This window comes from Ruminococcus sp. RTP21358st1_G6_RTP21358_211008 (assembly GCF_040908885.1).
Classification (GTDB): Bacteria; Bacillota; Clostridia; order Lachnospirales; family Lachnospiraceae; genus Blautia_A; species Blautia_A faecis.
The window spans coordinates 132,614-147,509 of the sequence record NZ_JBDGDM010000001.1; the positions used below are offsets into that span (position 1 = coordinate 132,614).

Here is a 14,896-nt window from a genome sequence, read left to right on the forward strand (position 1 = left end):
GCCATAAATATAACATAACCCCGTCTGTAAAAGACGGGGTTATCACAAACTGTCAATATATTGCACAAGATGCATTAAAAAACCATTTATTTTTATCCCAGCACTTTCTGCAGCGTTTTCTCCAGCACCTGCAGATTCACAGGCTTGGAAAGATGTCCGTTCATACCGCTTGCCAGGGAACGTTTCACATCCTCGTCAAAAGCGTTGGCGCTCATTGCGTAAATCGGAATCTTTTTGCAATCCTCACGATCCAGATTCCGGATGGTCCGGGTTGCTTCCAGTCCGTCCATTTCCGGCATCATAATATCCATAAAGATCATATCGTAATATCCGGGAACGGATTCTTCCATGCGCCGCACAGCTTCTTTTCCGTTAACTGCCTGCTCGGTTTTAATTCCGTAATTTTCAAGAATCGTACAGATAATTTCCATATTCAGCTCATTATCCTCAACCACCAGGATTCTTTTTCCCGGGAAGCTGATCTCCTCCGGCTGGCTGGTGACCGTAGTCTTCTCTCCGCTTACCGGCTGAAGCTTCACGTTAAAGCTGAAGCTGCTTCCCTTACCAGGCTCACTTTCCAACTTAATATCGGAATCCATCATCCGCACAATTCTTCTGCTGATGGCAAGACCAAGACCAGTGCCCTGTTTTCTTGCATTTTCAGAATTATCCGCCTGCTCAAACTGCCGGAAAATAAGCTGCTGTTTCTCAGGTGCAATTCCAATTCCATCATCCCTGACCTGAAAATACAGATTGGAAAAGCCTTTCTCTTCTTCTGTCTCGCGAACGGTCAGCCACACATGTCCATCTGGTCTGGAATACTTCAGCGCATTTCCCAGAAGATTTACCAGAACCTGGTTCAGCCGCAGGGAATCTGCCATAAACCAATGGTTTTTCAGCTGGATATCTGCTATATACTGAATGTTATTTTCGTTCAGCTTCGCTTCCAGCAAAGGACGAAGTCCCTGTATCATCTCCATGAGATTGCATTTTTCTTCGATCAGCCTCATCTTTCCGCTCTCAATCTTGGACATATCCAGAATATCGTTGATAAGTCCAAGCAGATATTCCGAGGAGTACTCGATTTTTCTCAGACAATCGATTCGCCGCTCCTCAGTCTGTCCATCTTTCAATGCAATCTCCGTCATACCTATAATACCGTTCATAGGAGTACGGATCTCATGAGACATACGGGCCAGGAAATCCGATTTCGCCTTGGCAGAAAGATCGTGACGCTCCAGATTCAACCGGTTTTGAATAATTGCGCTGATTTCTTCCAGACACTTACACTCTTCTTTTTTCTCCAGAACATCCTGGTCAATGTCCCGGAATACAATACTTCCGGAATACTGTCCGTTATCTGTCATATGGAATACAATATCGTTTCTGCCTGAAGCAAAAGGCTGAATCAGCGGCTCTTTCCATATGCTTTCCCCGGAAGTCAGAAGCTGCTGCATTTCCTGTGTCTCCACAAAGTGCTGGTATTGCTTCTCAGAACAGTGGACCATACCGTCCCAGCCATCCTTTTTCTCCCAGGTTTTCCAGCAGTACAGCAGGTTATTTACCATATATTCCCCGTTGAAATGGGTGATCACAATGTCTGTCAGATGGTATTTCTCCTGCAGCTTCAACGCCAGAATATCCAGAACCACAGAAGTATCACCATCTCTGTCAAACAGGTTCAGAGCTATAGAGGAAAGTGTCATTTCCTTCAGACGTTCCAGAGAAGCCACCTCCGCAAATGCCACATCAACCGCACAGGCTTTTTCCACCGTTGAAAGCTCCTCATAGAACATGATTTCCTGCTTTCCATGACGTGCAGCTGTAAGAGCAGTCTTCGTCTGTTCAAGTGCCTCAGACAGCGAATTTCTGCTGCCTGTAACTGCGATTCCACATTTCAGGGAAAGGGACAGATGCTTCTCATCTGTAAGCGCCCCAAACTCCTTTTCCAGTCCCTGCACACTTCTCACGATCGGTCCGGTCGTACATACCGGCAGCCATACCAGCATCTGGTCTGCACCAGCCCTGATATAAATACCACCGTTTAAACCGTCCTCCTGGAAGCGCTTCGCCAGCAGACCGGCAAACTGCTCCAGAATAATATCTCCGAAGATCAGGCCATAGCGCTCATCGATTTTGGAAAACTGCTGGATTTCCAGAAGTACCAGTACCCCTTCCGGGTCATCCCGACACAGTGTTTCCACAACTTCCAGTCCGCTTCCAAGGCGGTAAAAAGAGGTAATGGAGTCATAAATCTGCTTTCTTTTCTGCGCCTGCTCCAGAAGCTTGTGCTGATGCACATTGTGAATACAGCCAACGACCCTGCTGCGCTCTTTATTCTCATCAAAAGTAATGCTTCCGGATAGATTTACCCACTGAAATTCTCCATTGGCATGCTGCAGACGAAAGTCAACATCCAGAACGCCGTCTGAGCTTTTTACTGCGTTCACCAGCTTTGCCTTATCTGCCGGATGGATACTGTCATTATCAAGAAATTCCGGATGCTTTCCGCAGTCCCATACACCGTCATTGCCTTTACTGTTAACTATTTCCAGCAGTTTTTCCTTACATTTGTAGGTAAAAAAGGCATCCTGGGAACTTTCTACCGCAATCCGATAGCGCTCCTTTTCCTCCAGAAGCTGATTCTCTGTCTGCATCTGGGTATCCGTCAGATTCTCTATCACTTTATGGAGCTCATCAAGCTCCTGAATACCTGACTCCTGAAAACCGTGAATTCCCTTCACTCCGCCTCGTACACTCTCCACCAGATGGTAAACCGGTTCCGTCGCATACTGGACAAGAAAATAAACCAGAATAACTGCCATCAGGGCACTTCCCAGAATCGCTCCCAGAATTCTCTCATAAACATCGGAAATCAATCCATACACAGAATCCTCTGTAACAAAACCGCACAATGCCCACTGCGTATCTTCATACGGCACATTTCTGCTGTACAGCTCCAGATTGCTCACAAGTCCGTAAATCTGCTGTTTCCCAATGGCAGCCCCCTGTACCAGCCGCAAATTCTCCTGCACCGGCTCCTCCAGAACAAAGTCACTTCCGTCCCGGGAAACTGCATCATACAGCGCACCCTCACCGGCAATTCCCTCATAATTTCCATTTCCATGGTCTACCACAAGGGCAAATCCTGCATTCAGATCGGAATCCAGATCTTTTACCTGAAAAAATTTGGTCAGATCATTCACTCCCACTTCAATTCCAAGCACACCGTAAACGGTTTTATCATAAACAAGAGGTGCCGAATATGTGATCATCTTATGGTTATCCTTATAGAAATCTTCCAGAATAAACGGCTTCGACCAATAGCCCAGATTTTTCATACTGGTGCGGGAATCAACGTAATTTTCTGCTGTTATATATGGCTGGTAAAAAAAGTCATCGGCATCTCTTTTCCCATTGCCCTGGAAGTGGAAATCTGTATGCCAGGAAGTATCCAGTGAAATGGACATATTCTGCGACAGTACCTTACTTCCACGCTCCATCAGCAGGTCCGTGCGGGAAGCCGTTTTGGTCTGGGGATCTGAGTCTCTCACCCAGAAGCCTTTGTATTCCCCTTCCGAATCTGTATCACCGTCATTTCCCAGAACCAGAAAAATTCCAGAAGTGGAATTGTACTGCAAAACCTCCACCATATCGTAAAAAACTGTTTCCAGATATTCCTCCTGGACTCTCCCTGAGCCCATGAAGCCCTGCATATCCATCTGATGATTGCTCAATACCTTTGTCAGCGCTGAGGAAAGACTATCACTTTCCTTGTACACGCTGCTCCACTGCTCGATCATGTCGTTCTCCAGAACTACCTTACGGTTCTCCACCGTATGACTATCCAGACCGATAACCGCATTCTCCATGTTTGAGCGGATTCCGCTGAAAATCAATGACAGGAATGGGACTGCACCCTGTACAAACACAATGATCAGTATAGGAATCAGAAATATGTTCCAAAGAGATTTCTTTTTCTTCACAGTCCTCCGCACCTCCTTATGTCCAGAATCTGTCTAAAAAACCACTTTGAATGTTTTTTCAAATACACTCCAGGCTATGGCAGAATTCTGTATACCAGCTCTGGAAATTCTCATCTGTCAGATACTGTGCAAGAGCCTCTTCCCGGCTCTCTCCGTCTGCGATTGCATCGTCCATGGCATCTTTATCAGCCTTTGCCTTGTCAGCCAGAGAATAATCCAGGATCTTACGGGCACTGTAGCTATTGTCAAAGGCTCCAATTGTATAGAAACTTGTTTTATCAAAGTCTTCCATTTCCGTTGTAAAACAATCGTAAACCTTCTGGTTGACTTCTATATTATTCTCTTTAATAACGGAATCCAGTGCGTCTACGCTGTTGGCTTCTTTCAGAACCGGCATATAGGAGGATTCGCATACAAAGCGCAGGTTCTGGTTCTTCTGTGTGAACCATTTCAGGAATACACTTGCAGCATACTCATGTTCCTCATCAGACTTGGTCACTGCCATTCCGGCACCTTGCTGAACTTTTATGTTCTCGCCGCCCTCCATAACCGGAGAATCACATACGATGTAATCAATCGGATAGCTTTTATTCCCTATTTCCACGGTATCCGGGAAGTATACGGCAGAAGATGTGGAGCCCGTGTATGCAAGAATATCTCCTGTCTTCACATCATCGGAACGGAATTTTCCAAGAGATGCGAAATAGCCCTTCATATATGGTACATAGTAATTATCCCAAAGGCGGCGGATCAGATCTTCGTCTGTGTTTAAGGTCATTTTTCCATCTTTCACCTGGAAAATTTCCTTTCCCATCTGCTTCATGCCAATGATAAAATAGTTGGACATGGAGTCTCTGCCGTAGAATGCTTTTCCATCGTCCGGCACATCCGGGGTCTGCTCATCCGTCCACTCATAGTAGCGCTGTGCAACCTCTGCAATACCTTCTGTAGTGGCAAGTTCCTCCACTGTAGTTCCAGTGGCTTCTGCAAAAGGCTCCCAGTCAGTCTTATTGATCATGGTGATCTCTGTGGATTTGGCAACTGGGAAAAGATATAAAGCGCCATCCTGGTTAAAATAGCCCTCCTGGATGTAGGAATCTACATACCTGGACAACTCATCTTCTGTAAAATACACGGAAAGGTCTGCCAGCTTATCCTGCTGCTGTACTGCGTAAGCAGTATCAGAATAGGAAGAAAAAATATCCGGCAGTTCTTCTGCTCCTACTTCTCCGTTCAAAGAGCTGTTGACTGCTTCCTCAAGGTCGGATACGGAACCCTGACTGTAGCTCTCCACGTAGATACCCTCCTCTTTTCCAACGGAGGCATTAAATTCCTTTACAAGGGTGTCAAACATTGCCTGTTGGGCACCGTTGTAATAATGCCAGATCGTCAGGGACACCGGGTGATCCGAATCCAGCTTTACAGATTTACCGCTTCCGTCCTTGCTGCTTCCACAGCCAGCTAAAGATGCGGTCATTATTGCGATTAACATCATTGCCACACATTTTTTCTTCATACTCTTTTACTCCCTCACGGCACCTGATACCGCAGCTTAACTCAATATATACTTCTGTCTGCAACACTGTCCAAAGACCTGCTGCCATGGCAGACCAGAGCGTGTTTGAAATCCCAAATCTTCAAAACAAAAAGCCCCTGCAACAGGTAAAATGCATCGCTGACTTCTACGGGATACAATATCCTTTCCGGCGTTTTTACATGTCACATGGGTAAATTTATAACACATAGGCTTATTATAGGAAATGTGAGAAAAAGAATCAATAAATATTCATGAAAAAGGACAGAAAATATTTCATTCCTGTCCTTTCAAAATATACGTTATTTCACAGTCACCTTACACTTAACTGTTTTCTTCCCTGCTTTCACCGTAATTACGGCTGTTCCTTTTTTCTTTGCAGTAATTCTGCCCTTGGAATCTACCTTTACCACCTTGGAGGAGCTGGATTTGTAGGTGATTTTTTCTTTGCTTGTTACTGGTTTTAAAACCGGTTTCAGGGAATATTTCTGATTTTTCTTTAATTTCAGTGTTTTCGGCACACCTTTGATCTTTGTGGTTTTTACAGCGGTTTTCTGGACTTTTACGGTAACAGACTTTTCATATCCGCTGTTCAGGTATATGTGAATACGGGTTTTGCCTGTAGTTTTACCGGCGGTAATGTTACAGGTTCCATCTGAACTAACAGATACATCTGCAATACTCCAGTTATCCGTACTCCAGGTGGAAATGAAATCTCCCTTTGCAAGCCCGGTTACTTTCAGACACTTCGTCTTCTGTCCGGTCTTCAGCACAATACTGGACTGATTCAATTTCATTGTTGGCTGCAGTCTGTCCCGGGTAATTTTTGTTTCCTGCTCACCGCATGCACTGCAGGTACGTGTCTGGACTTCTTCCTCATCCACAGTTGCTTCCTGTGTTACTGCCCATGCAGAAAATTTATGTCCGGTTGCTTTTATTGTAGTTCTCTTTTCCGTATCGCAATATCTGCAGGTGTATTCATCGACTCCGTCATCTGTACAGGTTGCATCTTCATGCCATGACCTTACCCAGCTATGTCCGGTTGCTGGAATTGTCTCTTTCTTTTTGTCACCACATCTTCTGCAGGTATAAGTTTTTTCTCCGTCACTTTCACAGGAAGCATCTTCTGTTGTTTCCCCACGGTTCCAGTCATGACCAAGTGCCGGTGTTTCTTTTGTATAGTAATCACCGCAAAATTCACAGATTTCTTCTTCAGATCCCGAATAGGTACAGCCACTCATTTTTATCACATGTGACTTGTAGGAATGGGTATGGTTCGGATTGTAACTGTAATATACGGTTGTATTTGAATCACAAATGTATCTGGGCTGCCACGTGCTGCTATTTGCATAGCAGCGGATACTTCTCAGCTTGGCACAGTTTTTAAACGCATCATTTCCTATAGATGTCAAACTTGCCGGGATTTCTATGGTTTCTAACGCATTACATCTGCCAAAAGTCTGATCTCCAATTCTGGTCAGGCCCTCTGAAAGCTTTACACTTGTCAGACTGGTACACCCCTGGAATACACCGCTTCCAATGCTCGTTACGCTTGCAGGAATAGTTATGCTTGTCAAACTGCTGCACTTCCAGAATGCCTGAACTTCTATAGAGGTTACCGTTCCCGGAATGGTTACGCTTGTCAGACTGGTGCAATTGCCAAAGGTCATACCATCTATGACGGTTACGCCTTCTGGAATTGTCACACTTGTCAGATTGGTGCAGCCAGTAAATGCACCGGAACCAATGCCTGTCACTCCTTCTGAGATAACCACACTTGTTATCTTAGTGTTGCCAGCAAATGCATCATCTGCTATGCTTCCAGTTCCGGAAATTACCAGTTTCCCATCATCTGACAAGGTATAGGTAATTCCTGTGTCTTCTCCATCTGAAAAAACCAGAGCTTCGTCTGCTGTTGCCGCTTCCTCGTTCTGCCATTCTGCAGCTGTTTCCATGCCAGACGCATCTGAGAATGAATCCTCGGATGACTGTTCCTCCACCTGATCCATCTCCGGAGTCTGAACCTGTTCCTGAACCTCATCCTGATTGTCCAGACCCTCATTCTCCACTTCGTCAAAAACTGCTTCTGCTACTTCCTCAGAAGAAAAATCAGCTCCACTTACTGCCAGTGCTGCTCCGTCTGCACTTGTGATTGCCAGCAGCAATGCTGCAGCCAATGCCAGTCGTCTGTTTCTCATACGCTTTACCTCGCTATTCTTTTTTTCGTCCTTTCAAACACACTCCAGAGGCAAAGATTTTTCCATTAATATCTGTTGCATAACAATAAACGCTTCCTCTAAATGGATAACCTGCTATTCTGCAAATGAGCCCGCAGCATACTCCCTCCCAAAATTTGTCAGACGATTAATTTAATGATAAAGCAAAACAGCATTTAAAGCAATTAACTAACAGCATAGTATAGACGATAATTCATAAGTCGAAAACTATTTCTTCAATGTCTCATTCATACTTCCCATTCGGTATCCCTGAAGATCCATGGTCACGTATGTGAAGCCGTATTCTTTGAATGCTTTCACGATCTGGTTGCGGTTCTCCAGGACTTTCTGGAGTTCATCTGGCAATACTTCAATTCGTGCCAATGTACCATGAATACGCACACGAAGCTGATGAAATCCCAGATCCAGAAGAAGCTGTTCTGCCTTGTCTACCATACCAAGTTTCTCCTTCGTGATAGTCTCACCGTATACAAAACGGGAAGAAAGACAGGCGAAGGATTGTTTCTCCCAGGTGGGAAGGTCAAGGTCTTTGGACAGGGCGCGGATGTCTTCTTTATATAATTCGCTATGGCGCAGCGGGCTCTTAACTCCAAGCTCTGCAACAGCCTGTAAACCAGGTCTGTAATCACCATTGTCGTCCATGTTGGAACCCTCTGCCACTGCATTCAGCCCCTCTTTTGTGGCAATGTCCCAGATTTTCTCAAATAATTCTTTCTTGCAGATATAGCAACGGTTAGTCGGGTTCTGGCAGAAGCCCTCAATTTCCAGTTCTTCAGACTCTACTGTAATGTGGCGGATTCCTTCCTTCTCACAGAAGGTCTTCGCCTCTTCCAGTTCTCTCTTCGGGAAAGAACAGGACATGGCAGTAATCGCGATACATTTATCCCCCAGCACATCGTGTGCTGTTTTCAAAAGAAACGTAGAGTCCACCCCGCTTGAAAAAGCCACAGCCACACTTCCCAGACTGCGTAAGTATTCTTTTAAAGCTTCGTATTTATTCTGCTGCTCTTTGGTTGCAGTGATTTCGCTCATATGATTAGCCTCCTGTGGCAGTAAATTTAGTCTCTCCCCAGCTCCATCTTTCCCTTTCAGACAAAAAATATCCTTCGCGCAAAGAGCTGGGACGATTTTGATTTATGTTACTATAAAGTATCCTAGTATGTCAATAGGATTAGTTGTAGTCAGCTTTAAGTATACCGTCGCACATCTTTCCATAAAAGCAGAAAGAACGCCAGGTTCATTCCCCCTGGCGTTCTTTCAGTCTCTGTTCAGCTGCGATCCGCTTGGGATGCTCCGGCGGATAGCATTCCCGGAAGCCTTCAACGGCGGCTTTCAGATATATATCTTCTTTTTCTTCATCTCCAAGTGCACGGTAAACGCGTGCCAGATTCCAGGTAGGCTCTGCAACTGCCGAACCTACAAGTCCATTTTCCTTCGTAAGCTCCAGCGCCTCTGTCAGATATGGGATCGCTTCTTCCGGTCTTCCCAGGTCCAGGTAGACTACACTCATATTGTTGTCCACCATCAGAAGCATAGAACCCTCACGATAGCCATTCTTAAGCAGCTGATTGCGAACCGCAAGATGACATGCCAACGACTCTTCCCTTCGTCCGGCAGCATTATACATTCGTGCCAGTTCCTCTGACAGGGCAGAATACATCTGATTTTTCTCACCACAGTACATTTTGCACCTGTCCGTTGCTTGTTCCATACAATAGGCGGCTTCTTCCATATTCTGATCCATAGCTGCAAGCTGACCACGAAGCTGCCATATTGCATACTCACTCTCACCCTGACGCTTTCTTTGTATCTGTTGTATCTGCTCTATTTTTTCCAGACAATCTGCCAGCTTTTCTTTTTCCTGAAAAAACATATGACATTCTGCTTTTGGATAAAGAAAATCCAGTATTCTCTGGCTATGCCCCCATTGTACACACATGAGGATTCCACGTTCTGCCCACATTTCAGCCTTTTTCACATTAAGCTTTAACATCTGCATATTCGTCTGCAAAAGCGCATATCCAATTTTATAATCAATATTATCCTTCTGTTGAAAAATTAAATCACAGATCTCCCGGTAACACTCATAATTACTGCTTTGCTCCAGCCTATTGCAAAAATCACTTATAGCAAACAACATCCATTCCGATGATAGCGTTCTCTTTTTCAGCTGTTCGCGGAAGAGTTCTATATATTCTTCGTTTTGTTCAGGTTTTGTCTCTGTCAGACACGCTACCATAAACTTCGTCTCATTGGAAATCTGTGCACATCTTTTTTCCAATTTCTGGATTTTCCCGCACATAGGAACCGGCAGCTCCAGATATCGGGCAGCCTCTGCCGCCAGTGCCACAAGCTGGCCACTGACCGCTCCCTGTACTCTGGAAATTCCCTGGAAGACAAGCCACGCAATTTCCTCCATACGAGGATCCTCGTCTTTCGATGCCTGTTTCGGGAAAAAGCACTTCTGTGCCCGTTCCCAGAATGGCTGAAACTCAGCTTCTGAAAAATCCTTTGTACACAGACTCTCTGCAATTACAGGATGCATACGGTAACCATTTCCCGTATCTTCCAGCCAACCGAATTTCACCAGTCTGCCAAGCGCCTCTCCCAGAGTTTCGTTTTTCTTCAAAAATCCCTGGAAAAACATCACAGTAAAATTCCGGTCAATTTCCTGATACGGCAGAAGCGCGAACATCCTCGCCAGCTGGCTTCCGGTTTCTCCAATATCAGCCAGTTTGTACAGCCCACGGTACATATCAATGAGTCCGGACTCTTCTGCAACATCATTCCAGTTATTCTGCAGCTCTTCTTCCAGATAATCCCAATTACCAAAATAGTAGGTCCCCGCTTTTCCAAGAAGCTTCAATGTCAGAGGATGCTGAAAAATCTCTTTTTCCAGCAAACGACTCAGCCGGTCTTTTTCCTCTCTGGAAAGTATTTTGTTGTAATTGTCACGAAAAATCAAACTTAAGGCACTTTTTTGCGGTGCCTTTATGCCAAATGTAGTAAACCCATCCAGATGTTTCTGACGTGAAGTAACAAATATAGTGCACGGCAGATCTTTCAGTTCTGACAGGTAAGGATCTTCCTCTTCCGTATGGTTCATATTATCCAGAAAAAGCACTGTTTTTTCCTGATGCTCTTCTGACAGATGATAGATACTTTCGTGAAATCTTTCTTCCACGCTCTCACCAGTAAGATTCAGAAAACTTCTGGAAAAACTGGCCGCCAGATTCTCCTCATACTGAACAGCTGCGATCCGGCACTTTACTTCTTCCTGCTCCATCCAGCTCACAAGCTGACGCATGAGTTCTGTTTTTCCAATTCCTCCAATTCCGGAAATCAGATACTTTCCGGAATTGAAGAACATCTCTTTCAAGTCATATAACTCTTCTTCTCTGCCAAAGAAATGGCTGGCTTTCACAGATTTCCGGAACAATTCACAGTTTCGCAGGGTGAGAAAGCTCTGCCTGGTTTCCCCGGATTCCTGATAAATACAGCTCCAGATATATTCCGGCTTTAAGTCTTCACGGTTTCTTACCAGTTTCATTTTTGCCCCGGATATTTCCGGCCCCGCCATCGCGTGCAGACTAAGCAGGGTAAACAGCCAGGCATCCCCAAAGGACTGGGAAAAATCCTTCTGTTTTTTCTCTATGTAATCGATCCAGAAGATCAGCTTTTCCCCACACTCTTGGGACAGCCATGGATCTGACTCCATGACCATGCCCAGAAATTTTCTCAGCTTCTGTACAAACACAGAATGGTTATAATTTTTCTCTTTCAGGAATTTTTCAAAAATCAGTACCTGACTGCCAAATGTCTCCGTATTCAGACCTTCCAGCACTTCCTCTATGTATATATGATACAAGGGAAAGCTTTCCTTGCGATTACAAAATTCCGAATGATAACGGTTCTGGCTTCCATCCTTTCGAAAAATCATTTTTCCGTGTCTGGTGCCTTTCCACTCATAGAGAAGATATTCATCCCAGAATCTGACCAGAGTCAGACCTTTTTTACTTTTTTCTCCCAGAATTCCGGTAGAATAGACCGGATAATCTTTCACGGTAAACAACCGATATAAGTTTTTCAGCGAAAGCAACACATTTGTCTGCTCATCTTTTTTCATGTCACGTTCTCTCCGGTTGTAAACACAGTTCCTTTTTTATTACTGTCTGCTGGTCACCTGACCAGCAGCACTTTTTGCAGGTAACTAAATACAACAACTGATTTCTTATTTTTTGATTGTAATCTTAGCTTTCTTTGCGTACACGCCAAACACCTTCTGTTTCTGCTTGTTCAGCTTATATGCACACGCACGTATATAATAGGTATGTCCCTTCGTCAGGTTCTTCACAGTTACCGTATTCTTTTTGGATTCCTTGATGTCCACAATATCGTAAAGATTGGAATCTGCGGTAACCACAAACGCATATCCGGCAGCACCTTTTACCTTGGACGCCGTAATGGTGATCGTGCCCTTCTTGTTATTCTTTACACTGATCTTCTTTACCTTCGGCACAACATAAGTTGTAAACTTAACAGCCTTGCTATACTTTCCAGTAACCTTCTTGCCGCCGCCCTGTGCGACTGCTCTTACTTTTACATAATAGGTCTTTCCAGATTTCAAACCGTAGATCAGTTCATTGTTTTTATTTTCCTCAACAATGTAATTCTTTACATTTTTCTTGAATTTCTTGTCAGTGGAAATTGTGATCTGATATCCGGTTGCTCTTGCAATCCGCTTCCAGGAAATCTTGGCACCATCGGTAAGTACATTGGTGGCCTTGGTTCCGGTAAGCTTCGGAAGCTTGGATGGAATTACAGTGTTCTGATTATTATCAGAAGCGTTCGGAGTCTTCGTCGGTTCCGGAGCAGATGGAGCCTTGGTCGGCTCTGCATTCGGAGCTTTTGTCGGCTCTGCCGCCGGGGTTTTCGTCGGTTCTGGTGCCTTGGTAGGATCTGGGTTCTTTTTCCAGTTTGCAGTCAGTTTAACACCGCTTACCAGTTCACCCATTGATGGTGTGTAAGAACCGGAAGAATTTACTTCTTCATCCGCATCTACTGTCGTCCATCCGGTAAAGGTATAACCGCTTCGTGTAGGCGCTTTCAGCTCAATACTGTTTCCACCTGTGAAAGTGGATGGGTTGGAGCTGTCATTTGTTCCGCCAGCCAGATCATAACTGATTGGAAGCACATCACCATTTTCATAATAAAAATGATAACGTGTATTAAAGTAATTGTCCACATAAGAATTTTTTACAACGTATAATTTACAGCTGTCTTTGATAGAATCAAAGGCATAATATGTGTTCGTATCTCCTATAGAAGCCATAGAGTCATAATCCAGATCCAGTACACGGGCCGGAATGTGAATCTCTGTAAATTTACAGGAATCAAATGCAAAACCGCCTAACAATACTACATCTGACGGAAGTGTATAGCTTCCTGCCCAGCTTTTTCCTGCAGGATAGGTGAAAATACTTCTGCCAGCCACTTCCCCTCCGCTGCTTTTATAGACCTTACTGTAAAGCACACCGTCCTGGGAAGAAAGGTACGGATGTCCTGCGTCAACTGTGATTTCTTTTAAGCTTGTGCAGCCCTTGAACATTGCACCAACTGTATATGTTACATCAGCACCAATGCGGATACTTACAATTCCACTGTCGGTGAACTGATATTTCAGGCTGTCAGTTCCATGAATATATATATTTTCAAGATGGAGGTTCTTGCAGCCCATAAATGCACCTTCTCCGATACCTCCGCTTACGCTTGCCGGAAGAGAGGTAAAACCTGTAAGCGCTGTACAGCCTGCAAAAGCATAACTTCCAATAGTGGTTAAGCCCTCCGGGAGATTGATGTAAGTAAGGTTCTTGTTATCCTTAAATGCGTCCCAGCCAATTTCCTTCAGTGTGGAGGGCAACGTTACTTTTTTCAGTGTTTTAATGTATTCTCCCTGTCCGCGCGAGGGACTTCCATCCTCATTCCATTCAGAAGCTACAATAGTCGAAATTCCACCGACATATGTAAGTCCTTCTGCAAAGGAAACCTCCTCAACACCGGCACAGTACTGATCCCAGCCCAGTTCCAGCTCGGATGGGGCATTGTAAATTCTTTTCAGGTTACAACATTCCCCATAACTGTAAAAAGCTTCTTTATCAATCTCGTTATAAGCTCCTGTTGGCGGAAACGTTATCTCTTCCAGTTTCGGACAGTTACCAAATGCCTGCTTCTCGATTTTTACAGGCTGTGCACCGCCTACTGCGTCATTAAAATGCACGATTTGAAGATTCTTATCCCCATAAAACGCACCTTCTCCAATTACAAGCCGTGGATTCTGCGGCAGCTGAACGGCTGCCAGTCCGTCAAACCAGCTGCCACCTGTTGAAAATGCATTGGGCATCACATAGCAGAGTGTATCCGGAAGAATCAACTTATACAGCATTCCGTTGCCATACTTTCCATCGTAATAGAAACAGCTAAACCGGTCCCATGTGTAATCATATTCTGAATCCGGAAAATACTTACCGATTCCAATTACCTTCTTCGCCACACCATCCTTATACACATATGACGGAACCTGCAGTTCCATAACAGCCTCGGTTACTGCGCTGATAATAGCTTCTCCATTTGTTCCATATTCATGGGCATACCAGATCTGCCCCTGACTGTCTGTCCAGGAAAATTCTTCCTTGTTCCACTTTTCGCCGTCGAACTGGAAAAACTGTCCTGAGCCTTCTGCATGCACGCTAAGCGCCATACCCAGGCACATGATAATGCCAAGGAACAGCATTTTCACACATTTTGAAATTTGTTTTTTCACTCTTTCATTCCCCCTTATTTTTTCGGCAATTATAACTGTTCAAAAATCCATTTGGGTTACTGTTCACTCCGTTCACAGCAACACGCTTCGTGGCTCTGAATAGCACCAGCAAATTTTCAAAAGCTGGAAAATTGCTCTTTTTTTCTCATAAAAAGAATATCATAATTGAATTTTTGAGACAATAATGGTGGGAAAGGTTACGGTTTTTATGCACAAGATTGCTTTTTTTATGCACAACACAACCTGTTTGACAACTATCCAGAAGGCAGTGTGAAGATACTAAACAGTTATCCTGTTTGAAAAAACTGCCGTGTTCAAT

Annotated in this window: 6 protein-coding genes; all 6 read right to left on the reverse strand. The window is 44.5% G+C overall.

The window, feature by feature from the left end; translation table 11 throughout:
* Positions 1-92: 92 nt before the first annotated feature.
* A complete protein-coding gene (locus AB5Z12_RS00605; protein ID WP_368356796.1) occupies positions 93-3,986 on the reverse strand; it encodes an ATP-binding protein in 3,894 nt (1,297 codons plus the stop codon).
* Positions 3,987-4,044: 58 nt separating this feature from the next.
* Entirely contained in the window at positions 4,045-5,502 is a 1,458-nt protein-coding gene (locus AB5Z12_RS00610; RefSeq protein WP_227200121.1) for an ABC transporter substrate-binding protein, read from the reverse strand.
* Between the two features lie 320 nt (positions 5,503-5,822).
* On the reverse strand, positions 5,823-7,718 hold the full coding sequence (locus tag AB5Z12_RS00615) for a leucine-rich repeat domain-containing protein (RefSeq protein WP_187565334.1): 1,896 nt from the start codon (positions 7,716-7,718) through the stop codon (positions 5,823-5,825).
* 246 nt (positions 7,719-7,964) lie between these two features.
* A complete protein-coding gene (gene larE, locus AB5Z12_RS00620; RefSeq protein WP_195478252.1) occupies positions 7,965-8,789 on the reverse strand; it encodes an ATP-dependent sacrificial sulfur transferase LarE in 825 nt (274 codons plus the stop codon).
* Between the two features lie 205 nt (positions 8,790-8,994).
* Entirely contained in the window at positions 8,995-11,883 is a 2,889-nt protein-coding gene (locus tag AB5Z12_RS00625) for a tetratricopeptide repeat protein (protein ID WP_368356795.1), read from the reverse strand.
* A 105-nt stretch (positions 11,884-11,988) separates the two neighbouring features.
* On the reverse strand, positions 11,989-14,577 hold the full coding sequence (locus tag AB5Z12_RS00630; protein ID WP_368356794.1) for a leucine-rich repeat protein: 2,589 nt from the start codon (positions 14,575-14,577) through the stop codon (positions 11,989-11,991).
* Positions 14,578-14,896: the final 319 nt, after the last annotated feature.

Bases quoted from the DNA above. Each gene is read 5' to 3' on its own strand.
- AB5Z12_RS00610 (WP_227200121.1), bottom strand. From the start codon at position 5,502: ATGAAGAAAAAATGTGTGGCAATGATGTTAATCGCAATAATGACCGCA.
- AB5Z12_RS00615 (WP_187565334.1), bottom strand. From the start codon at position 7,718: ATGAGAAACAGACGACTGGCATTGGCTGCAGCATTGCTGCTGGCAATC.
- larE (WP_195478252.1), bottom strand. From the start codon at position 8,789: ATGAGCGAAATCACTGCAACCAAAGAGCAGCAGAATAAATACGAAGCT.
- AB5Z12_RS00625 (WP_368356795.1), bottom strand. From the start codon at position 11,883: ATGAAAAAAGATGAGCAGACAAATGTGTTGCTTTCGCTGAAAAACTTA.